The 20,230-nt window shown below is 63.5% G+C and carries 21 protein-coding genes; 10 read left to right on the forward strand and 11 right to left on the reverse strand.

From position 1 onward, the window contains the following. Positions 1–99 precede the first annotated feature (99 nt). Positions 100–1,209: an alkene reductase gene (locus tag AC3D25_RS00090; RefSeq protein WP_488886505.1), complete on the forward strand. Its 1,110-nt coding sequence runs from the start codon at positions 100–102 to the stop codon at positions 1,207–1,209. Positions 1,210–1,826: 617 nt separating this feature from the next. Continuing rightward, positions 1,827–2,966 carry an IS481 family transposase gene (locus AC3D25_RS00095; protein ID WP_488886506.1) on the forward strand — a complete coding sequence of 380 codons (1,140 nt, stop codon included), beginning with the start codon at positions 1,827–1,829 and terminating at the stop codon, positions 2,964–2,966. Positions 2,967–3,190: 224 nt separating this feature from the next. Here AC3D25_RS00095 and AC3D25_RS00100 read toward each other — a convergent pair whose 3' ends face one another. From AC3D25_RS00100 to AC3D25_RS00115, 4 genes are all read right to left on the reverse strand, one after another. Continuing rightward, entirely contained in the window at positions 3,191–4,132 is a 942-nt protein-coding gene (locus AC3D25_RS00100) for a LysR family transcriptional regulator (protein WP_488886507.1), read from the reverse strand. Between the two features lie 77 nt (positions 4,133–4,209). After that, complete coding sequence (locus AC3D25_RS00105) at positions 4,210–5,331, reverse strand: Gfo/Idh/MocA family protein (protein ID WP_488886508.1); 1,122 nt, start codon at positions 5,329–5,331, stop codon at positions 4,210–4,212. A 74-nt stretch (positions 5,332–5,405) separates the two neighbouring features. Beyond that, on the reverse strand, positions 5,406–6,152 hold the full coding sequence (locus AC3D25_RS00110; RefSeq protein WP_488886509.1) for an SDR family oxidoreductase: 747 nt from the start codon (positions 6,150–6,152) through the stop codon (positions 5,406–5,408). Positions 6,153–6,229: 77 nt separating this feature from the next. Then, the gene (locus tag AC3D25_RS00115; protein ID WP_488886510.1) at positions 6,230–6,553 is read right to left on the reverse strand and encodes a hypothetical protein; all 324 of its coding nucleotides are present in this window, start codon (positions 6,551–6,553) and stop codon (positions 6,230–6,232) included. A 76-nt stretch (positions 6,554–6,629) separates the two neighbouring features. Between AC3D25_RS00115 and AC3D25_RS00120 the strand changes: the two genes are divergently transcribed. Further along, positions 6,630–7,109 (forward strand): hypothetical protein, encoded by a 480-nt coding sequence (locus tag AC3D25_RS00120; RefSeq protein WP_488886511.1) that lies wholly within the window; start codon positions 6,630–6,632, stop codon positions 7,107–7,109. Positions 7,110–7,389: 280 nt separating this feature from the next. Then, positions 7,390–8,628: an oligogalacturonate lyase family protein gene (locus AC3D25_RS00125; RefSeq protein WP_488886512.1), complete on the forward strand. Its 1,239-nt coding sequence runs from the start codon at positions 7,390–7,392 to the stop codon at positions 8,626–8,628. A gap of 154 nt (positions 8,629–8,782) precedes the next feature. Here the strand turns inward: AC3D25_RS00125 and AC3D25_RS00130 are convergent, their stop codons facing one another. Next, positions 8,783–11,359 (reverse strand): TonB-dependent receptor, encoded by a 2,577-nt coding sequence (locus AC3D25_RS00130; RefSeq protein ID WP_488886513.1) that lies wholly within the window; start codon positions 11,357–11,359, stop codon positions 8,783–8,785. Positions 11,360–11,877: 518 nt separating this feature from the next. On the opposite strand from AC3D25_RS00130, the gene AC3D25_RS00135 reads away from it, so the two are divergent. From AC3D25_RS00135 to AC3D25_RS00160, 6 genes are all read left to right on the forward strand, one after another. After that, positions 11,878–12,435: a sigma-70 family RNA polymerase sigma factor gene (locus tag AC3D25_RS00135; RefSeq protein ID WP_488886514.1), complete on the forward strand. Its 558-nt coding sequence runs from the start codon at positions 11,878–11,880 to the stop codon at positions 12,433–12,435. Further along, a complete protein-coding gene (locus AC3D25_RS00140) occupies positions 12,432–13,403 on the forward strand; it encodes a FecR family protein (RefSeq protein WP_488886515.1) in 972 nt (323 codons plus the stop codon). Before AC3D25_RS00135 ends, AC3D25_RS00140 begins: the two co-directional genes overlap by 4 nt. A gap of 117 nt (positions 13,404–13,520) precedes the next feature. Then, positions 13,521–14,309 carry a DUF6250 domain-containing protein gene (locus AC3D25_RS00145; RefSeq protein WP_488886516.1) on the forward strand — a complete coding sequence of 263 codons (789 nt, stop codon included), beginning with the start codon at positions 13,521–13,523 and terminating at the stop codon, positions 14,307–14,309. 181 nt (positions 14,310–14,490) lie between these two features. Beyond that, positions 14,491–15,444, forward strand: coding sequence for an energy transducer TonB (locus AC3D25_RS00150; RefSeq protein WP_488886517.1), 954 nt, complete (start codon positions 14,491–14,493; stop codon positions 15,442–15,444). A gap of 54 nt (positions 15,445–15,498) precedes the next feature. Then, positions 15,499–16,197: a MotA/TolQ/ExbB proton channel family protein gene (locus AC3D25_RS00155; protein ID WP_488886518.1), complete on the forward strand. Its 699-nt coding sequence runs from the start codon at positions 15,499–15,501 to the stop codon at positions 16,195–16,197. Further along, positions 16,197–16,607 carry an ExbD/TolR family protein gene (locus tag AC3D25_RS00160; protein ID WP_488886519.1) on the forward strand — a complete coding sequence of 137 codons (411 nt, stop codon included), beginning with the start codon at positions 16,197–16,199 and terminating at the stop codon, positions 16,605–16,607. The genes AC3D25_RS00155 and AC3D25_RS00160 overlap by 1 nt, the downstream gene beginning before the upstream one ends. Positions 16,608–16,669: 62 nt before the next feature. Here AC3D25_RS00160 and AC3D25_RS00165 read toward each other — a convergent pair whose 3' ends face one another. From AC3D25_RS00165 to AC3D25_RS00190, 6 genes are all read right to left on the reverse strand, one after another. Then, complete coding sequence (locus AC3D25_RS00165) at positions 16,670–16,849, reverse strand: hypothetical protein (protein WP_488886520.1); 180 nt, start codon at positions 16,847–16,849, stop codon at positions 16,670–16,672. 365 nt (positions 16,850–17,214) lie between these two features. Further along, entirely contained in the window at positions 17,215–17,340 is a 126-nt protein-coding gene (locus AC3D25_RS00170; RefSeq protein WP_488886521.1) for an SEC-C metal-binding domain-containing protein, read from the reverse strand. Positions 17,341–18,086: 746 nt separating this feature from the next. Then, positions 18,087–18,407 (reverse strand): DUF4148 domain-containing protein, encoded by a 321-nt coding sequence (locus tag AC3D25_RS00175; protein WP_488886972.1) that lies wholly within the window; start codon positions 18,405–18,407, stop codon positions 18,087–18,089. 97 nt (positions 18,408–18,504) lie between these two features. After that, positions 18,505–18,777 (reverse strand): MmyB family transcriptional regulator, encoded by a 273-nt coding sequence (locus tag AC3D25_RS00180; RefSeq protein WP_488886522.1) that lies wholly within the window; start codon positions 18,775–18,777, stop codon positions 18,505–18,507. Between the two features lie 29 nt (positions 18,778–18,806). After that, complete coding sequence (locus AC3D25_RS00185; protein ID WP_488886973.1) at positions 18,807–19,295, reverse strand: helix-turn-helix domain-containing protein; 489 nt, start codon at positions 19,293–19,295, stop codon at positions 18,807–18,809. Positions 19,296–19,509: 214 nt separating this feature from the next. Next, entirely contained in the window at positions 19,510–20,208 is a 699-nt protein-coding gene (locus AC3D25_RS00190) for a glutathione S-transferase family protein (RefSeq protein ID WP_488886523.1), read from the reverse strand. Between the last annotated feature and the right edge of the window lie 22 nt (positions 20,209–20,230).

The raw sequence follows: 20,230 nt of genomic DNA on the forward strand, positions 1-20,230 counted from the left end.
TTCCGCGCGGCCCAACCCTATAGATTTCACATCAACGCCAGACAACGCATCGTGCGGCTGGCGAGAGCCTTCACCGGTTAAACCTTTTAAGAGATCGTCATGACTAAACTTTTTGCTCCCGTCAAGGTTGGCCCCTACGAATTCGCCCATCGTGTCGTGCTCGCACCGTTGACCCGGATGCGCGCAGAAGAGGGCGCGCGACCCGGCCCGCTGATGGCCGAATACTATGCACAGCGCACCTCGCCGGGCGCATTGCTGATCGGCGAGGCGACGATCGCCGCCGCGAACGGCAACGGTTATCTCGGCGCACCGGGACTCTACGACGACAGCCAAATTGCCGGCTGGCGTCAGGTCACGGACGCCGTGCACGCGAAGGACGGCAAGATCTTCCTGCAGCTTTATCACGCGGGACGTCAGTCGAATGCAGAGTTGCAGCCCGACGGCGGCCAGCCGCTGGGTCCGTCCGAAGTGCTTCACGGCGGCGTCGCTTACACGAACGCGGGCTGGGTGCCGAACACGCCGAACCGCGCACTCGAAACACGCGAAATCGCAGCCATTGTCGAAAGTTTCCGGACGGCGGCGCAACGCGGTGTCGAGGCTGGATTCGACGGCGTCGAACTGCACGGCGCGAACGGTTATCTGTTCGATCAGTTTTTGCAGGACGGCAGCAACAAGCGCACGGATGCTTACGGTGGTTCGTTCGAAAATCGTGCGCGGCTGTTGATTGAGGCCACGCGCGCGGTGATGTCGGTTTGGGGCGGTGGCAAGGTGGCGGTGCGGTTGGGTCCGAGCGGATCGTGGGGCGATATGTCGGATCGCGACCCCTCGGGTCTTTTCAGCTATGTCGCGGGCGAACTGGCTAAACTGGACCTGGCTTATCTGCATCTGATCGAACCGCGTATTGCCGGCAATATCGAAGACGAAAGCCGCGACCCCAACCCGGTGGCCTCGCAGACGATCCGGAAGCACTATCCCGGCACGATCATCGCGGCGGGTGGATTCAAGCGCGATACGGCGGAGGCGATCCTGCGGGACGGCGATGCCGACCTCGTCGCGTTTGGACGCGATTTCATCGCGAATCCGGATTTGCCGGAGAGGTTGCGGTTTGACTTGCCGCTGAACCCGTACGACCGGCCGACGTTCTTCGGCGGGACGGAGGCGGGTTACACCGATTATCCGTTCTATGTGCGGGAAGTTGAAGCGGTCTGAGGTTTTGGCTGGCGCCAAGAGGGATGCTTTCAGCGCTGTTCTGGGGACTTGGAGGGGGTTTGGTTTTGCTGGCCGGTTTGGCTTGCTCGCGCTTTTTGCTTTTGTTTGCCGGTGGTGTTTGGGAACTTGCTTTCGTGCAGGTCTATTAGCACTGCCCCTGTCCGGGGCGGGACTCACTCTCTTTGCTGCAAAGAAAGTAAGCAAAGAAAGCAGCGTGACCGCCTAAGTGTCCCCCACGACCTGTAACCCGGAGTGGTGCGAAAAAACAGCCGTGGCATCGCACCATTGAACAGAGTGGAGCCGCTCATCCGTCCCGACAGGCACAAAGTGCCTGCCGGTAAGGCATAACCGGAAAAACCGTACCAAACGGACCGTTGGGTGTTAAATATGCCCGACGTCCGAGCGCAGCGAGGATGGAGCTAAGAGGCGCTGTGCCAATCCGAGTAACCGCGCGGTGACCGAATCAGCTTGCGAGCCTATCCCCGTTGATATTCGAGGTGGAAACTTAGGCGGACAAGCTGCTTTCTTTGCAGCAGTGTACAGACCGGAGACATAGCTGACAGGTGTACGGAGACATGGTTGACACTTTCGGGTAATCGAACGCCCGAAATCCTCCCATGCCCTGGAACGTAAAAGACACCATGAGTCTCCGACAGGAATTCGTTCAACTCGCCACCCAACGGAGCGTGCCGTTCAGCGAGTTGTGCCGACGTTTCAACGTCAGCCGCCAGACCGGCTACAAGTGGCTTGCCCGCCACTCGACGCAAGGCCTTGAAGGTCTCGTCGATCGCTCGCGTCGTCCGCACGACAGTCCCGCGCGCTCATCCGATGAGATCGTCGCCGTCGTGCTCGACCTGCGCCGCGAGTACGGCTGGGGCGGACGCAAGATCGAGCGTCGTCTGCAAGATCTCGGCCACATCAATGTGCCCGCACCCTCCACGATCACCGAGATCCTGCGCCGTCACGACCTGCTCCACGCGCCTGAGGACAGACCGCAGCGGCCCTGGCAGCGCTTCGAGCACGAGCATCCGAATGCGCTGTGGCAGATGGATTTCAAGGGCGATTTCTCGACCCTGGAGGGTGGCCGCTGTGCGCCGCTGACCGTGCTCGACGATCACTCGCGCTTTAACATCGTGCTCGCCGCCTGCGGCCGGATTACCACGGAAGTCGTGCAGACCGAGCTCAAGCGGGCGTTTCGCTGCTACGGGCTACCGTCACGCATCAATACCGATAACGGTGCGCCGTGGGGTTCTCCGAGCGCGCCGGGCCAGTTGACCGAGCTTGCGGTGTGGCTGATCAGACTGGGTATTCACGTGAGCTACAGCCGACCGTATCATCCTCAGACGAATGGCAAGGATGAGCGATTTCATCGGTCGCTGAAAGCTGAAGTGCTGGCGCGGCACGTGTTCACGACCCACGCCCACGTGCAGCAGGAGTTGGAACGCTGGCGACAGGTGTACAACACGCAACGCCCGCATGAGGCGCTGGACCTGGCGACGCCGGTGAGCCGCTACCAGCCCAGCCCGCGGACGATGCCCGAGCATCTGCCAGAACCGCAATACGGGCCTGCCGACGAGGTGCTGCGGGTCAATTCAAATGGCCTGGTGCGTTTCAGAGGCGAGGCGCTGCGTCTGTCGACTGCGCTCAAAGGGCTGTACGTGGCCGCACGTCCAAAGCACGACGAAGACGGCGTAATTGAGTTCTGGTTTGCCCATCAACGCGTTGCAAAACTTGACCTGAAAGCAGTAAAACCCTGAACATCAGGTGTCAACGATGTCCTCGTACATGTGTCAACTATGTCTCCGGTCCGTACACAGCAGCAAAGCAAGTGACTGCCGCCCCGCACAGGGGCGAGCTAATAGACCTACGCGAAAGCAAGTTCCCAGAAAGCGCAGGCAAACAAAAACAATGGGCGCCAGCAAACCAAACCCACTCTAAGCACCCGAAACCGAATCCAAACTAAACCAAGCGCGAGCGAACCTCACCCCCCAACAGGGAAAAGATGCTCACTCATATAGTCCACGAACACCCGCGCCTTGGGCGAAATCTGCCGCCCCGACGGCCATAGCGCCCGAAACGTGCTGGGACTGTCGAGATAAGGCTGCAGAACGCCGACCAGCGTCCCCCGCTCCAACTGCGCCCGCACCGTGAAATCGGGCACGCACGCAAGCCCGTGCCCTTGTTCGGCAAGCGAAGTCAAAGGATCCGCAGCAGTCGCGATGGCGACAGTCGGAAGGTCGATGTCGAGCGTCTGGCCGTCGCGTGTGATCGGCCAGCGCCGCAGCTTGCCGGTCGCCGGAAAACGATGTTGCAGGCAGACGTGATCGAGCAACTGCTCGGGCGTATCTGGCGCGCCGCGCCGGGCGAGGTAGTCCGGCGACCCGACGATCACGTGCCGGTAAATGCCCATCGCGCGCGTGACGAGCTGTGAATCGACGGCGTCGCCGGTCCGCATCGCTACATCAAAGCCCTCTTCGATCACATCGACCAGCCGGTCCGAAAAATCCATATCCAGCGTGATGTCGGGGTACGCCTGCATGAACGCGCCGATGACCGGCATCACGAGCGCGGTCACCATCGGCATGCTCACGCGCAAACGGCCGCGCGGCGCGGAATTGGCAAGCGCCAGTTCGGCCTCGGCGGCTTCGATTTCGCAAAGAATGCGCTGGCATCGCGTGAGGAAAATCGCGCCCTCTGGCGTGAGCGCGATGCTGCGTGTGCTGCGGTGAAAAAGGCGCACGCCGAGCCGCCCCTCGAGCCGTGAAATCGCCTTGCCGACCGCCGACGAAGAAATGCCGAGCTGTCGCCCGGCTTCCGTGAAGCTGCGTGTTTCGGCCGCGCGCACGAAGATGTTGATCGAGCCGAAACGGTCCATTGCGCCGGATGCGCTGCCGTTATCGGCGATAGGCGGGGATGCGGTCATCAGAGAGTCCTGTGCGGGCGTCCGGACACTATACGACGAGCGGCCACGCGCGCCGCTCATCCAAGTCGCAACACGCTTCAATCGATCGCAACGTGACGCCCGTTCTCCGACGAAACGATCGCCGCGTCGAGCAGCCGATGCATACGCACGGCGTTGTCGAAAGTCGGCGCGGTGTGGGTGCCGTCGCGTGCATCGGCTGCGAACGCCGCGTACAACTGCGCAAGTTCAAGCACGGCCGAAGGCAGTTCCGATGCGGGCAGCCGATCATACGAATCAGGCACCGAGAGCGGCGCGAGCGGCAGATTGTCGCCATGTGCGCCCGTCACGACATAGTCGTCGCCGACCTGACCGAACGCCGAGCGGTTCGTGATTTGCAGATCACCGGCCGTTCCCGTGATGTCGATCTGCACGCCCGACCCGTTGCGCTTGCCGCCTTCGATATGCACCGACACCACTGCGCCATCGGCCAGCCGCCCGGCGAGCACGAGTTGATCGGGCGTCGAAGTCGGCAGCACTTCGCCGGTTTCGGCAATCGTCACGCGATCGAATTGATTGACCGTCAGCGCCGCGATACTCGACGGCCAGCCGGTCGCCTCGAACAGCATGTCGAGAAAATGGCCGGCATAAATCGCGATCACGCTCGAAAAGTTTTCCGGCGGCACGGTCCAGCGCAGCGCGTTCGATCGCAAGGCCTGGAAGTAATTCATGCTGACGTGAATGCGCACGGAGCGAAGCGCGCCGACATAGCCCTCCGCGATGAGATCGCGCACATAGCGGGTATGCGGCGCGAGCCGCCGTTGCAGTCCGACCACGTGCCGCACGCCTGCGCGTTTCGCGAGGTCCGCGAGTTCGATCGAGCTTGCGGTATGGGTCGTCAGTGGCCATTCGCAATACACGTCCTTGCCCGCCGCGATGGCCGCGCGCACGCCGGCTTCGTGCTGCGGCGCCGTGGTCAGGATGATGACCAGATCGACTTCCGGATGTTCGACGAGCGTGTCCAGCGAATCGACCACATATTTGAAGCCGTATCGCGCGGCCACTTGCTCGGCGGCTTCACGGCGCTGGCTGAAAACGGCGGTGAGTTCGTACTCGGGCAAGAGACTTAGCACGCGCACGTGGCCGTGCTGCGCCCAGTTGCCCACGCCGACGATACCCACGCGTATCGGCGCCGGGCGTGAAGTTTCAGATACTTCGTTCATAAGATGACCTGCGCTTGAGCGCAATAGAAAATCGCCGCGAAAGCGGCGATTCGAGAAGGAAGACAGCGCGACGTTTAACCGACGGCCAGTTGATCGTTGAACTGCGTGACGAAAGCGCCTTCGTTCGGACCCGCGTTATTGCGCAGCGGTCGCGCGATCTCGACCAGCGCTTCGTCGGCATCGGTGCCGAGCGCGCGCACGGTCTCTTCGATAAACGGCGCAAGCGGCATCGCGCGCGGTTCGTTCTTGCTGTCGAGCAAGTCGGTCTGCACCCACGGCGGCGCGATTTCGACCACATGTACCGACGTATCCTTCAGCTTGTGGCGCAGCGATTGCGTGTACGAGTGGACTGCGGCCTTGGTGGATGAATACACGCCTGCGATTGCCATCGGCACGAAGCCGAGCACCGACGACACATTGATGATCGTCGCATCCGGCTGCTGCTTCAGATGTTCGACCAGCGCGCCCGTCATGCGGATCGGGCCCATCACGTTGGTGGTGAGCGTTGAAGTGAGCAGGGCGTCGTCGACGGGCTTGCTGAGGTCGTCGAGCTGCATGATGCCCGCGTTGTTGATCAGCACATTCAGCTTCGGCCACGAAGCGATCAGTTCTCGCGCGGCGGCGGCGATGCTGTCGGGGTCGGAGATGTCGAGTTCGATCGACTGCATGCCGGGGTTTGCAGCGACGGTTTCTTCGAGGTTCGCGCGGCGGCGTCCCGCAATGATGACCTGATTGCCCAGCTTGTGAAAGGCCTCCGCGAGGCCGCGACCGATGCCGGAACCGCCGCCGGTGACGAGAATGGTATTGCCGGTGAGTTTCATTGATTGTCTCGGTGATGAATGGTCGTCACATGAACGAGTACAGCGTGGCGTCAATATGGACGAGCGTATTGACCGGATCAAGCCGCCAGCAGCGAATGCACTGTTTGGCCGCGCCCAACAATGATTTGCGATTGTTTCGGCGGGCGGAGAATCGGCGGAACGCGCGTATCGGGCTCTGCACTCCAAATAGGCCACCCCTTCACGTCAATGCACAGCAGATTTTTGAACGCTGAGCGGCCGCTCGCATCCGGATCGAGCAAAAGGACGCAATGCGCGCCCTCGTCAATCGGGATTGCTTGCTTGATGGACATGCCGTTGTACTGTCCCAGCCATGAATACGAGCCATCCTCGTTACGGGATACGACAATGCGCGGGTGAATCGAAGAGAAAATGATGCTCATTGCACTCATACCTTGTTGTGACCAGCGACGCTAGCTCCGAACTTGAGATTATCGTCAATCCAGGGGCTTCAGCCCAATGTCCCCCGCGACGCTGGCTGATCAAGCCAAAAAATCTCTCCTCGGTATGCTGCAACCCGTCGCCGCACGTGGCCGTTGGCTGGACGAGGTCGATCCTGGTAGGCATCGGCGGATCAAAGGGCTGCCGCTGGCGACGGCGTACGGGGTCGCGGCCAAGCTTGGAACGTTACAAGACATCGCGCGGAGCGTGCCCAGCAGCGTATCGCTGGGTTATCTCGCTCGCCGCGCGGCTCGCGGACCACGACGCTCGCAGCGCCAAACAGATCGGCGACGCGATCGCGGAGCGCTTCGCCGCGGCATCGCACGGCGCCGTGGCGAGCGCATCCGCGCGACCATCAGCAACGGCCTCGCTGAAGCGAGTCGCGAAAAGGCTTCGCTCTCCGAGCCGCTGTTGTACCGTGCCAAGTCGCTCGGCGGCAACCGGCTCGAACAGACGCCAACGGCTGCGGCCGGCATCGCACACTGCCGGACGACCTGAGTTCGGCGCACCTGGTGCCCGTAAGCCGCGCCGCCAGCACATGGCATGATCCCCAAGCTGACGTGCATGACCAAACGCGATTCACTGTCCGTGAGTCTCGCCTGATCGGTCACGCTTGCCGCTGACGCTTTTCGTTCCGCGTTGCACATGAAGGTCGAGTGCCTCGCGCCCGCCGCGAGGGTCATTCCACCTCTTTCGATACGCACACATGATCAGAGTCCCAACCCGTCTACCCCGTTTTCTTTCAGGCCTTGCGCTACTCGCGCTATCCACCGTCGCCGTGGCTGGCGAAACGCCGGTGCCGCGCAGCTGGATCGATCCGGATACCGGCCACCGCGTGATCCGGCTGACCGACGAGCCTGGCTCGGCGAGCCTCTACTTCAACATCAACGCATTCACGCCCGACGGCAAACAAATGGTCTATGCGACCTCCGATCACGGCATCGGCGTGCTCGATCTGACGACGTTCGCTTCGCGCCTGCTGGTGAAGGGTTCGGTGGGAGGCGGTCCCGGCGCCGTCGTGGTCGGACGCAAGACACCCACGGTCTATTACTTCAAGGGCTCGCCGGACGATCCGAAATACGCGTCGCTGTGGGCCGCCGACGTGCAGACCGGCAAAGCGCACAAGATCGCCGATCTGCCGCGTCGCGCGGGTATTTTCTCGATCAATGCGGATGAGACGCTCGGCGTGGGCAGCTACATCGTCGGCGACGGCGAAGATTTCAATGGCCGCCAGGCCGGACAGGCGACGCCGGCGGACTGGGTCTCCGAGCCGCTCAACAAGGAGCAGAAGATGGCCAGACGCCTTGCGCAGCGCCTGCCGATGATCGTCTTCACCGTCGATCTGAAGAGCGGCCACACGAAGCCGGTCCTCGCCAGCACCGACTGGATCGATCACCTGCAGTTCTCGCCGACCGATCCGACGCTGCTGATGTATGCGCATCAGGGTGCATGGCAGCAGGTGGAAAAGCTCTGGACGATCCGCACCGACGGTTCCCAGAACAGGAACATCGACCCGCGCATCATGCAGATGGAAGGCAGCGGCCACCAGTGGTGGGACAACAGCGGCAACATTTGGTACGACCTGCACTTCCCCGAGAACATCGATGCCTTCGTCGCCAGCTATAACGTCGAGACGGGCAAACGCATCTGGCTTCACTACGATCAGCAGGAGTCATCGATCCACTTCACCCGCTCGCCTGACGGCACGCTGTTCGCGGGCGACGGCAGTACCGCGCCCGGCGCGCAATGGATCTATCTGTTCCACCCCGATCTGGTACAGGACGACCACAGCCTCGGCGAGAACCTGATCCAGCCGGGGCGTCTGAGGGCCGAACGGCTACTCAACATGTCGAAGCACAACTACCGGCTCGAACCGGACGTCCACTTCACGCCCGACGGCAAGTATTTGATCTTCCGTTCGAACATGCTCGGGCCGACCTACGTTTTCGCGGTCGAGGTCGCCCGCGCGGCGTCCAGCTCGGCGCGTCTTCCTGCGCCTGCTTCCGAAGCACATTGAGCAGCACGTCTTTCAGATTTCATGAGACGGCTCCGCCATCATGCGGAGCCTGAACCGTAGGCCTGCTTGACCAGGCTCAATCAGCAAACTAACCGGTTCGTGCGGACATCCAAGGCGCGAACCGGTTTTTGGCAGTTCGGGCAAGCGCCGCGCGTTAGAACTGATAGGTCAGCGTGCCGCCGATCGTGCGCGGCTCGCCGAGCCAGCCGATCACCGACCCGTAATCGCTTTGCACCAGCCGGCGGTAATAGGTCTTGTCGAACAGGTTGTTGACCCACACCGACGCGGTCCAGCTGCCGCGGCTGAACTTGCCGCCCGTGCCCGCCGACAGCGCGATCAGTCCGTAGCCAGGAATGCGCGTGAACGCGGAATCGTCGACTGTGCCGAAGGCCCACGTGCGATACGAGTAGCGCGCGCTGACGAACGAGGTCAGCCCGATCGCCGAGTGCCACGTATAACGCGCGGTCGCATTGAACGTCAGCTTCGGCGCGTTGAAGACCTGATGTCCCGACAGATCGCAGATCGCCGACGATCCGCCCGGCCCCAGCGTGACTTCCGGCGGGCAGATCGCCGGGTGGTAGTTCAGGTAGCGCGCATCGTTATAGACGGCCGATGTCTGCAGCAGCAGATGATCGTCGGGCGCGTATTGCAGCGAGAACTCGACGCCGCGCGAGCGGAACGTGCCCGCGTTGGTGAGATAGGTCGACTGCGTCGTCGGGTCATAGCCTTGCGTCTGGAAGTCGTCGACGTACGTAAGAAACACGTCTGCCCTGCCGCTCAGCGCGCCGTCGAGCACCGAGCCCTTGATGCCCAGCTCGGCGCTCTTCGTGCGCTCCGGTATGATCACCAGCGACTCGATCCCTTCCTTCGCGGCCGCGCCCGACGACACGTTGAGTCCGCCCGCCTTCTCACCGTACGACAGCGCGAGATAGCTGGAGACGTCGTGCGAGATCAGGTACTTGAAGTTGAGCGTCGCGGACGGCAGCGTGTTGTCCTGGACCAGGTAGCCCGAGTTGAACGGCTGCTTGTTGTAGCGGATGAACTGGCCGCCCGTCTTGTCGTACGTGACACGCACGCCCGCGGTCATGTCTAAGCGCGGCGTCGCGTGAAAGGTGCCTTGTCCGAACCCCGACCACATCTCGTCGTGCAGAGTGCCGTCCCGAATCACGGTCAGGCCGTTATAGATGTTCGGGCCATAGTAGATGTTCGGCAGCTCGGTCGCGGGGTAGCGCGTGAAGGCTTGGGTCGACTCGTTTTCGCCCATGTAGGTCGCGCCAAGCGCGAAGTCAAAGTACTGGCCGTGCGGCGAATCGAGGCGAAAATCCTGCGACCACGAGCGGTCGAGAAACTGCGTGCCGCTATTGGAGTAGATCGGCACGCTCAGGCTGTCGGCGGTTGACGGCACCGAGCTGAAGTAGCGGTACGAACTGAGCGAGCGCAGGTTGTAGCCGTTGTCGAATCGATAGTTCGCCTCGGCGGAGCCGCCGCCCTGCACGAGGTGGAAGCCGTTCTCGTCGTCAAGCGCAACCACGTGATCGCTGCCGCCATACACGACGCGATTGCCGACCAGCCGCGAATGGGTCAGGAAACTGTTCACGCCGTTCACCGGGTACGACGCAACGGTAACCGGCGTCGGCGTGCCGTTCTCGTTGTCGTAGTCGGCGCTCAGGCGCAGGCTGAACTGCCGGTTCGGCTTGATCAGCAACTGGCCGCGCACGCTGTTGGCGGAATTGCCGTTGAGCGTATTGCCGTTGGTGATGTTGGTGACGTCGCCGTTGGTGCTGTTGTGCACGTAGTCGATGCGGCCCGCGACCGTGTCGGAGATCGGACCGGACAGCATCGTGTGGTTCAACACGGTGCCGCGTTCGGCGATCGACAGGCTTTCGGAGCCGGTCAGCTTGAAGCTCGGCAACGGCGTGTGCACGTCGATCACGCCGCCGGTCGAATTCGCGCCGAACAGCGTGCCTTGTGCGCCGCTCAGCACGTCGACGTAATCGACATCTACGAGCGCGCCCGCGAGCATGCCGGGCCGGGGCAGATAGACGTTATCCAGATACACGGCCACGCTGCTCGGCATGCCGATGTTCTGCTCGCCGCTGGTCTGGCCGCCGCCGTCGCCGATTCCGCGAATCGTGATCTGCGTGTCGGACGAATCGGTGCTCTGCACGTTCAGTCCCGGCACGATCTGCTGCAGGTCCTGCAGCGATGTGATGCGTTGCTCGCGCAGCTCGGTGCCCGTCACGCGATACGTCGAAGTCGGCGCGCGCTGTGGGTCTTCCCTGCGCGCCGAACGCGTCGCGCTCACCGTCACGGCGCCAAGTTCAGTCGTCCTGTCGGCGACGCTCGCGGGCGGGGAAACCGGCCGCTTCGGCCGGCTATTTTTTGGGCCGGCGTCCCCGCTTACGGACGTCCCTTGCGCGCGGCGCACGGTGAACGCGCCGTTGCCGGTGGTCGCGACTTCGAGACCGGTGCCAGCGAGCGCCTGCGTGAGCGCGCTTTGGGTGGCGAGTTCGCCGTTCACCGGTGCGGCGTTCAGATGCGCGACGAGCTGCGGATCGTAGCTGAACGGCACGCCGCTTTGCGCGGCGATCGACAACAGCGTGCGATTTAGCGGCTGCGCCGCGAGATGGTATGTGTGCGTCGCGCTGCTTTGCGCGTGCGCCGCGCCGCTGGCGAGCAGGAGCGCGGCGGCGAGGGTGCGCAGCGAATCCCGCGAGCCAATCGCGTCCATCGTGGCGCTCGTGCCACTTGTGCCACTTGTGCCACTTGTGCCGCTTGTGCCGCCTCTGCCGTCGGTGTCGGACACACCGGGTAGGGGCAGTAAGCCGGATGTACTCACCGCGTGGATTGCGTAGAATGCGCGCGACGCCTGCGCTAACGCGCCGGTCCGCGCGTGATAGTTGGTTCGTTTCACGTTCTGCCTGTCGTTGTGCGGGTTGTTCTTTGAGTAGGTGGACCCGGCGCGCTGCCGGTCCGCGATCGTTCGGAATGCCGGCGACTCTCCGTGCGCGGCGAACGGTGGCATGTGCAACGAGCAAGCGAAAGCGTCACTGCGCGACGCGTCATTTTTGAGTCTCTTTTTCAGCGCTTTTCCAGCGACCGATCTGCGGATTGCGCAGCACCGATACCTTTATATCGATCCGAGAAACGGTGCTTTGGGCGAAGTGAGGCGCGACTTTAGAATTGTCGATCCGTATTTGCCCACCCTGCTGCAGACGCGTTGCGCTCAGCGCGCCGACTACCAACGTTATGGCGATCCGATCTCAAAGCCTGTCCGCCGGCCCCGCCGGCGACGTCGATACACTCATCGCCCCGTCGCTCGCGCGCGAGCGCTTCCTCAGCGATGAATTCCGCCGCAGCTATAGCTGGCTCACCGGCTGCATGCATCGGCTGGTCGGCTCAAGCAGCGATGCCGAGGACCTGGCCGCGAGCGCATTCACCGAGCTCGCCGGTTACCCGGACGTCGGCGCGATCCGTCAGCCGCGTGCGCTGCTCACCACCATCGCGCGCCGCCTCACGTTCGAGCACTGGCGGCGACGCGACATCGAACGTGCCTATCTGGCGCGTCTCGCGCTCGCGCCCGAGCCGGTCGCTCCCGCACCCGAAGTCGCGCTCGAAGCGGTACAGGACATCCTGCTGATCGACTCCGCGCTGCAGCAGTTGTCCGCGCGCGCACGCGAAGCGTTCATCCTTAGTCAGTACGAGGACATGAAGTACGCGGACATCGCCGAGCGCCTCGGTGTGTCGGTCAGCATGGTGCGCAAGTACGTCGCGCGGGCGCTCGCGTTGTGTTGCAGCGTCGCATGAGCGCGCCGCGTGTCACCGCGAGAGCAAGTCATGTGCATGCGGCGCGCGCGCCGGAGCGCGCTGCGATCGAATGGGAAGTGCGGCTGCGCGAAGCGGAACTGAGCGCGCGCGAACAGGCCGCTTTCGACGCATGGCGCAGCGACGAAGCGAATGCCCACGCATGGCAGGCGTTGCAGTCGCGACTTGCGCGCCTGCGCCCGGCGGCCGCCGCCGAGCGCGCGGCCGTCGCCGACGCGCTGCGGGTGCCGTCTGACACGCGCCGCAAACTGCTGCGGGCGGGCTTCGGCGGAATGGCCGCGGCGCTCGGTTTCGTCGCGGTACTTGACGGCGTCCATCGGCTGGGGCTCGACGCGGACTGGCGCAGCCCGATCGGCGAGCGGCGCACCGTCAGCCTCGCCGACGGCTCGCGCATGACGATCGACGCGGGCAGCCGCGTCTATCGCGTCGCGACGTCGAGCGATCGCGCGTTGCGCGTGCCGGTCGGCCAGATGCTGGTCGAGACGCCCGCCGGGCGAGCGGGCGCGGCGCGGCGCATCGAGACCGCGCATGGCGTGGTGCTCAGCGACGGCGGCACGTTGAACGTGGGGCGCATCTATCGGCATAGCCTCGTTGCCGTCGGCAACGGCGAGGCCTGGATGTCGCAGACCGGCCGCGAGCCGGTACGCGTCGCCGCAGGCGAAAGCGTCGCGTTCAGCGACGCTCCGCCAAAGCGGCTCGCGCAGCCGTTCGAGCTTGCGAGCGCGTGGACGCGCGGCATCTTCGTCGCCGACAACATGCCGTTGCCCGCGCTCGTCGATGTATTCAACCGCTATGACGCCGGCGTGATTCGCGTGACCGGCGCGGCGAATCAAATGCGCGTGAGCGGCGTGTTCCCGCTCGGCGACATTACGCTTGCGCTCCATCAGGTCGCCGACAGCGTGGGCGTCGATCTGACGCGCGTCGGCAGTTATCTGAGCGTGTTCAGCTAGATTTTTTTTGCATTTCCTGTCGATGCGCTGACGCTTTGGCGGCCTCGTTGCACATGGTCGTCGAAGCTGCACTCACGGCTCGTCCCAACAACCTGATGCATTGACGGAATCTACGACGTGCGCAACTTTTCAATCGCGGCGCTCGCGCTACTGAGCGCCGGCCCTCTTCAGGCCGCGCCACACACGATCGTGAAGGATGACTTCGCATCGTTCGACGCGCGGCGCTGGATCGTCGAGGCCGAACCCGCCGGGAGCGCGACGGCTGCGGCGAGCGCGCCGCCGGTGTACACCCAATCGCATGCGTTGGTGCTCGATAGCGCGCGCGGTCTGACAGTGTGGCTGGACCAGCGTCTCAGCGGGCACTACGAGATCTCGTTCACCCGGAACGTGCTCAATGCAGGGGGCGCACACGACCGCGTGTCGGACATGAACCTGTTCTGGCTGGCGAGCGCGCGACCGGAGGCCCAGGCTGGCCTGCGAGCAGGCGCACGACGAAACGCACGAGCAGGCGCGCAGCCAGGCGCACAAGCGGACGCACACCCAGAACCCCACGTCGGCGCGCAGGCACCCTTCGGCCGCTCGGGACGCCTCGCCGACTACGACGCGCTCACGCTGTACTACGCGGGCGTCGGCGGCAACGACAACACGACGACGCGGTTTCGCCATTACGACGGCACGCCCGCGCGCCCGCTGCTCGCGGAGTACACCGCGCCGCCTTGGCTGCTGCGCGGCAACCACGCGTATCGCGTGCGCATCGTGGTCGACGGCCAAGGCACGCGATTCTACCTGGACGGCAAGCCGTGCTTCGCGGCGGCCGGGCCGCTGCCCGACGCGGGCTGGTTCGGCTTTCGCTCGACGGCTTCACACCAGACCATCCGTGATTTTTCGATTCGCGCACTGCCCTGACGCGGCGGGTGCACCCAGCTTGAAAACGAGGCATCCTCATGTCGATCAACATTTTTCAGCGACACAGCGGCACTCATTACGGTGCCCTGACAGACTCTACGCGCGGTAAGCGGAGCGCGCATCGGGCCGACGGTGAACGCCACGGCGCGCTGTGGCGCCGCCTAGCTCGACGGTGCGGCGCATGATGAGCGCCGCACTCGGTCATCGTCCGAATCAGCGTTATGCTGCTGCGCGCCGCGCCGCGCACGCGTCTCGCGAGTCGGCACGCGCGGCCGCGGACGGCACGTCTGCGCGTCAGGCCCTCGATAGTGCGTCGGCCGACGCGTTCCCCCCCTCGACCAATGCGCCGTTTACCCGCGCCGCCTCACAAGCGAGGCTAGACGGCCAAACTGGTTCGACTGCCGTCCAGCGTCGCGACGAGCCGGCGCGCGTGGCGGCATCGCGCTCGCGCGGCAGCTTCGCGCTCGCCGCGCTCGTCGTGATCGCGGTGCATGGCGGCGTCATGTGGCTCGCGCATGCGTGGCAAGCGCACGCGGCGACCGCCGCGCCGCAGCCGCTGCCGATGACCGTCACGCTGACGGGCCCGCCGCGTGCCCTGCCCCAGGCCGCGCATGCGGAGCCGGCTCCGCAGCGGCCGGTACAGCCGCCGCGAGCGCAGCGGCCACCCACGCCGCCGAAGCCGGCCGCCGCGCGGCCCGTCGAGCATCACGCGCCCGCGCCGAAGCCGGCGCCCAAACCGACCGACGCAGCCGCCGCTCCCGCACTGGCCGCCTCGCCCGCGCCGTCCCTCCAGCCGTCGCAAGCCGCGCCGCAAGCGGCCGCACCGGCCGCGCCGTCGACCCAGCAGACGAGCGCCGCGCCGATCGGCGACGCCGCGTACTTGCACAACCCCGCGCCGGACTACCCGCAAATCGCGCAGGACCAAGGCTGGGAGGGACGCGTGCTGTTGCGCGTGCACGTGCTCACCAACGGCTCGGCCGACTCGGTCTCGGTGCAGACGGGCTCGGGTCACCGGGTGCTCGACGAGGCCGCGCGCGACGCCGTGCGCGGCTGGCGCTTCGTGCCCGCGAAGCGCGGCGACGAAGCCGTCGACGGCTGGGTGACGGTGCCACTCGACTTCCGGCTCGCGCAATAAGCGCCGCCTTTTTTCCACTCGACTCGCTATCGAAGACTTACAGAGGAACGCAACATGAACGGCTCATCGACTCATTTCATCGTGCAAGGCGCGCTGTGGCTGCTAGGCATTTTTTCGGTACTGACGTGGACGCTGATCATCGTCAAGGGCTTGCAGGCCGCGCGCGTGGCGGCGGGCAGCCGCCGCTACCGCAGCGCCTTCTGGGCAGCCCGCAGCTTTGCGGCGGCGGCCGCGCTCGACCGTCCTGACAGCCCGCTCGGCCGGCTCGCGAAGGCGGGCTTCGACGCGCTCGCCGACGCCGACGACAGCGGCGCAGAAGATCTCGAACACAGCTGGAGCCGCCATGACTTGCTGGAGCGCCACCTGCGTCAGCAGATCCACAGCGAGCGGCGCCGCGCCGAGGCGGGCCTTGCGGTGCTCGCGTCGATCGGCAGTACCGCGCCGTTCGTCGGCCTGTTCGGCACGGTGTTCGGCATCATCCACGCGCTCGCGGCAATTTCTCACGCGGAGTCGGCGAGCATCGCGGTCGTCGCGGGACCGATCGGCGAGGCGCTGGCCGCGACCGGCGTCGGCATCGCGGTGGCGGTGCCCGCGGTGCTCGGATACAACTTCTTCGTGCGTCGCGTGAAAGGCGGCGCCGCCGACCTCGACGCATTCGCAATCGACTTCGTCACGCTCGCACAGAAAGCCGGCTTTCGCGTGCCGCGTGTTCAGAAGAGCGTCGTGCAACCGCTCAAGGAGGTACTCGCATAATGGCTTTCTCGTCCTCTTCCGATAATGACGACGTCCTGAGCGAAATCAACATCACGCCGCTCGTCGATGTAATGCTGGTCCTGCTGGTGGCTTTCATCGTGACCGCACCGTTACTGAACAACGCGATGCACGTGAATCTGCCGAAGACCGAGGCCACCGCGCCCGCACCCGCCGCGAAGACGGTGACCGTGAGCATCGATGCGCACGGTCAGATCTATGTAGATCGCGAAGCGCGCACGCTCGAACAGCTCGACTCGGCGATGCACGCGCTCGCCTCGTACAACGCCGACGCGAGCGTCACACTGCAGGCCGACGAGGGTGTGCCTTACGGCGTGGTTGCCAAGGCGATGGCCGGGATCGAGCATGCGGGGGTCACGAAGCTGGCGGTGCTGACGGCGGGGCAGTCGTAAGTTTCCGTTTGGGGGTGGCGAGGCCCGTCGGCCACGTCACGCGCGCAGCGTCGAACAGGCGGCTAGCTCAGCCGAGCCGCCACGTTGATGGAGCTGCGCAGCTTGGCGCTGGGCCTCGCGTCGGGCAAGCGCACGATGGGCACGGCCCGTGTGGGCAGCTCCCACGCCGGCAACAGCGGCACGATATGGGCCGCCGCGAAGGCGGGCGACAGCAGCGAATCGGCCTGCATGATCACGCCCATGCCGGCAATCGCGGCGCTCAGCAGCGCCCCGCTGCGGCGCATCCCCGCGGGACTGTCGCGACTGGCCGGGCCTAACTCAGGGCGGAACGCGCCAGGGCCACTGCGGATTCGATAAGTGAGTCAGACGCCCTGTTGTTTGCGGTGGCCGGTCGAGAAACGGCCGAATGGCCGGTCGCGACGTCGAAGCTGACATTGGAACGTCGCCGACTAAAATGCTAGCGAACGTCGCTTCGTGACCGGTAGCCGAAGTTCGAGGCAGACACCAATCGAGCGCTGCGGTCGCGCGGCGGACTTCCGTAGCCGATCCGTTGCCGCCATCCCACAAAGAGCGGCCGACCGCCGGTTTCGGGCCAGTCGGGCGGACCTTACTGACCCGGGACCCTGTGGCAGTTCCTGTATTTCTTCCCGCTCCTGCACGGACAGGGCGCATTGCGGTGCACCTTGGGAAAGACGAACGGCGCAGCTGTAATGATTTGGAGCTGGCCGATCATGACGCCGAGGCAATTCGATCGCCCGTCCAAACCGCGGGGAAACAGAATTGGGCCCGCGAGATGGGTTTCACTAGTTGTGTTCGTTATCGCGAAGTCTCTGGCGAGAGTCTGAGAACAAGTGTCTGATGTACATGTGGACGGTCTTTCGCGAAACGGTCATTCAATATTGGGCCGATTCGGCTAGGCTAATAGAAGCTGGCTTTTTTCCTCTGGTCGATGAAGCGCGTCGGACGGGACCAACCGTGCAGTCGGTTTCGCCTTGGCGCGAAGCAGCGATTACCGAAATGAACAGCCCCAGATAGACGTACCCTATCAATGCCTCGACTGCTGCCAATCACCGGGCGGCGTCCTTCGGACGGAAATCTCCGCACCTCGATCCGTCCAGACCAAACCATGTAGCTATGCTGTTCCCGATATCCCTAGGCCACCAAGCCAGCGCGCGGACCTCCTTCACGGGAAAGGTGCATCTATGTTAACCCGGTCAATGCCCGGAGTTGTACCCCCTCATTGGTCTATTGCACTCTGACCGTTCATCCGCGGCGCTATCGAAAAGCAAAGAATTGGAGCGAACGCATTTTGATTTCTATCTAGCGTTCGATCGGCGTTCTCAAAAAATCCCAGCCATAGCTAGGCGAAATCCACCGGCAGGTACGCCGTTGGAAGAGGTGCTACAACAAGCGGCTGGTCGCTATCGATCACGACAGCAACCCAGCCTTAGTTGGTGTTTTTTGATGCTGTGGATCAGCTTAGTGACCGAAATAGATCGACTTCGCACCGATGTTGGCGGCCGGCTTAAACGACGCGCCCGACGCGGACAATTCACCCGAGACGCCACCGTAACCCGTAGCGGCGTTACTTTGCGCGGCGACACGCGCTTCGGCGGCTTGGATCTGCACCGGATAAGTTGCCTGGTCGCCAGCACCCGGCTGGTATCCTGCCTTTTCGAATCGAACCAATTCGGCACGCACTTGTGCACGGCTAACAGGTGCATCTGACTGGCCGAATGACGATACAGTGGGCATAGCAAGAGCAGCGGCGACGATCAGTGATTGAACGAGTTTCATGATACTTACCTCCAGACTTGGGTTTTTCGCAAACACCGTTTGCGTTTCAGTGATGCCAGTCTAGACAAAGGGATCTGCATGAAGAAGGCGTCTTGTAATCCTATGACTGCGGGTCATAGACAACATGGTGTGGAATATATGTCACCAGCGAAAGGTCGGGCCGACCCTCTGGCGTCAACGCTACGTAAGTAAAATCGATATGTCCGGACGCCGGATGCCACAGACGCTTGCTGCCCTCATCGAAACCTTTCACGTTCGTGCCCTGCCACCAGTCTCGGAACTCAGCGCTCTGTTGCAAACGTTCTCTAATCGGATAGTCGAACGGAACTTTGTCCTGCGCATGCGCGCGCGAAGCGCGGAACGTGGAGATCATGCCGCGCGCCATCCGCTCCCAACCGAGGATCAGCGCGCGATAGGGCGATAGAGAAACAGCAGGCGTAACGCATTGCGCTTGTGCGGCTGCAGCGGGCCGTGATCAACGGAAAGGTCCGCAGTCGCATCATTCCAAGCGAGTATGTCTAATCGCGTGTTGCGCACATAGGCAGGGATCGGGTTGATCGCGCGGACCAGCATTTCCAGACCTTCGGTAACTCCGCCGCTGGTCACGACGGCCGGTTCCTCACGGGCCGAAAGCGATTCCACCCGATCAAGTTTGAGGATCTTCGAGATGCGCCGCAGTGCGTCTTCAGAGGGCTGGAGTCCCTGCTCGAGCCACGTGTACCAACTAACGCTGACGCCTGCGAGCTCGGCGACTTCTTCGCGCCGCAAGCCCGGTGTGCGCCGCGGGCCCTCAGGCAGACCGAATTCCTTCGGCTGCAGACGCGCCCGTCGACTGGAGAGGAAGTTACCTAGCTCGCGGCGTTCCTTCGGGACAGGTTCTCTTGACCATATCGCGCAATGTTCCTGTGCCTAAAATATTAAGCCAAACAGGCGCTGACATTCGTATTCAATCCCGCAACAAAGGACGCTGGGCCCGTTTGAGCGGCTTGTCTGCGCAGTTGCCTGTCTAGGCTGCCGAGTATAGAGGGCCTTCGCGTTGCGCGGTATGACGTTGCGACATCGCGCGGCCTCCTTTTTCTGAGCGTCGCGCGATGTCCGGCTCGTTTTATGCCCGATTATCCAGCTCCGGTATGCCGCTGTTGCGGTCGGCATAGGCGGCCTTGAAGCTCGGACGTTGTTGCCAACGCTGCCAGTACGCATCCAAAAATTCGAAACGCTCGTCTAGCGGAGTGGCGTTGACCGGGAACTTCGAGAACGCGATTGCGGTTGCCAGCGTGATGTCTGAGAAGGTCGGTTCATCACCACCCAGCAGCCACTGCCGGCCGTCCGACAGATGTTTGTTGACCAGCGCGGCATGGGCCAATGCTTCCTTGCGGCAGTGCTCGCCCCATGCCTCGTTCTTCGTCAGTTCAAGCTTGAACCCGAGACCCGTGTGCAACACATGGAAGGCCGTGACAATCCGATACAGGATGTGAACCCAAATGCGGTTGTCCCACATATTGTCCAAACCCTGCTCCAAGGGCGTGTCGCCCATGATCTTTCGACCCGGATATGACTGGTCGAGGTAACGGACAACGGCTGCTGTTTCGGAAATAAAGCTACCGTCAGCAAGCTCAAGCGTCGGCGTTTCGCCCCATGCGTTCATTTTCAAGTGACGCCAGCCGCGCTGTTCGCCGACCGGCGTCATGTCATAGACGGTTTCGTCAAACTGATCAGCGATCCCCTTTTCGTACATGAAAAGGCGCAGGCGCTGTGGGTTCGGGAATGCGGAGGGCGAGGTGAAAACGTGCAGTTTGGTAGTCATTTCCGTCGTTCCTTAGTGTAAG

Source organism: Caballeronia sp. SL1002, from assembly GCF_057814995.1.

What these genes read in the sequence shown, in the direction of transcription:
- AC3D25_RS00150 (WP_488886517.1), top strand. Translation starts at nt 14,491, where the DNA reads ATGATGAGCGCCGCACTCGGTCATCGTCCGAATCAGCGTTATGCTGCT.
- AC3D25_RS00155 (WP_488886518.1), top strand. Translation starts at nt 15,499, where the DNA reads ATGAACGGCTCATCGACTCATTTCATCGTGCAAGGCGCGCTGTGGCTG.
- AC3D25_RS00095 (WP_488886506.1), top strand. Translation starts at nt 1,827, where the DNA reads ATGCCCTGGAACGTAAAAGACACCATGAGTCTCCGACAGGAATTCGTT.
- AC3D25_RS00135 (WP_488886514.1), top strand. Translation starts at nt 11,878, where the DNA reads ATGGCGATCCGATCTCAAAGCCTGTCCGCCGGCCCCGCCGGCGACGTC.
- AC3D25_RS00160 (WP_488886519.1), top strand. Translation starts at nt 16,197, where the DNA reads ATGGCTTTCTCGTCCTCTTCCGATAATGACGACGTCCTGAGCGAAATC.
- AC3D25_RS00190 (WP_488886523.1), bottom strand. Translation starts at nt 20,208, where the DNA reads ATGACTACCAAACTGCACGTTTTCACCTCGCCCTCCGCATTCCCGAAC.
- AC3D25_RS00120 (WP_488886511.1), top strand. Translation starts at nt 6,630, where the DNA reads ATGTCCCCCGCGACGCTGGCTGATCAAGCCAAAAAATCTCTCCTCGGT.
- AC3D25_RS00130 (WP_488886513.1), bottom strand. Translation starts at nt 11,359, where the DNA reads ATGGACGCGATTGGCTCGCGGGATTCGCTGCGCACCCTCGCCGCCGCG.
- AC3D25_RS00165 (WP_488886520.1), bottom strand. Translation starts at nt 16,849, where the DNA reads ATGGGCGTGATCATGCAGGCCGATTCGCTGCTGTCGCCCGCCTTCGCG.
- AC3D25_RS00105 (WP_488886508.1), bottom strand. Translation starts at nt 5,331, where the DNA reads ATGAACGAAGTATCTGAAACTTCACGCCCGGCGCCGATACGCGTGGGT.
- AC3D25_RS00110 (WP_488886509.1), bottom strand. Translation starts at nt 6,152, where the DNA reads ATGAAACTCACCGGCAATACCATTCTCGTCACCGGCGGCGGTTCCGGC.
- AC3D25_RS00100 (WP_488886507.1), bottom strand. Translation starts at nt 4,132, where the DNA reads ATGACCGCATCCCCGCCTATCGCCGATAACGGCAGCGCATCCGGCGCA.
- AC3D25_RS00170 (WP_488886521.1), bottom strand. Translation starts at nt 17,340, where the DNA reads ATGATCGGCCAGCTCCAAATCATTACAGCTGCGCCGTTCGTCTTTCCC.
- AC3D25_RS00115 (WP_488886510.1), bottom strand. Translation starts at nt 6,553, where the DNA reads ATGAGCATCATTTTCTCTTCGATTCACCCGCGCATTGTCGTATCCCGT.
- AC3D25_RS00090 (WP_488886505.1), top strand. Translation starts at nt 100, where the DNA reads ATGACTAAACTTTTTGCTCCCGTCAAGGTTGGCCCCTACGAATTCGCC.
- AC3D25_RS00180 (WP_488886522.1), bottom strand. Translation starts at nt 18,777, where the DNA reads ATGATCTCCACGTTCCGCGCTTCGCGCGCGCATGCGCAGGACAAAGTT.
- AC3D25_RS00140 (WP_488886515.1), top strand. Translation starts at nt 12,432, where the DNA reads ATGAGCGCGCCGCGTGTCACCGCGAGAGCAAGTCATGTGCATGCGGCG.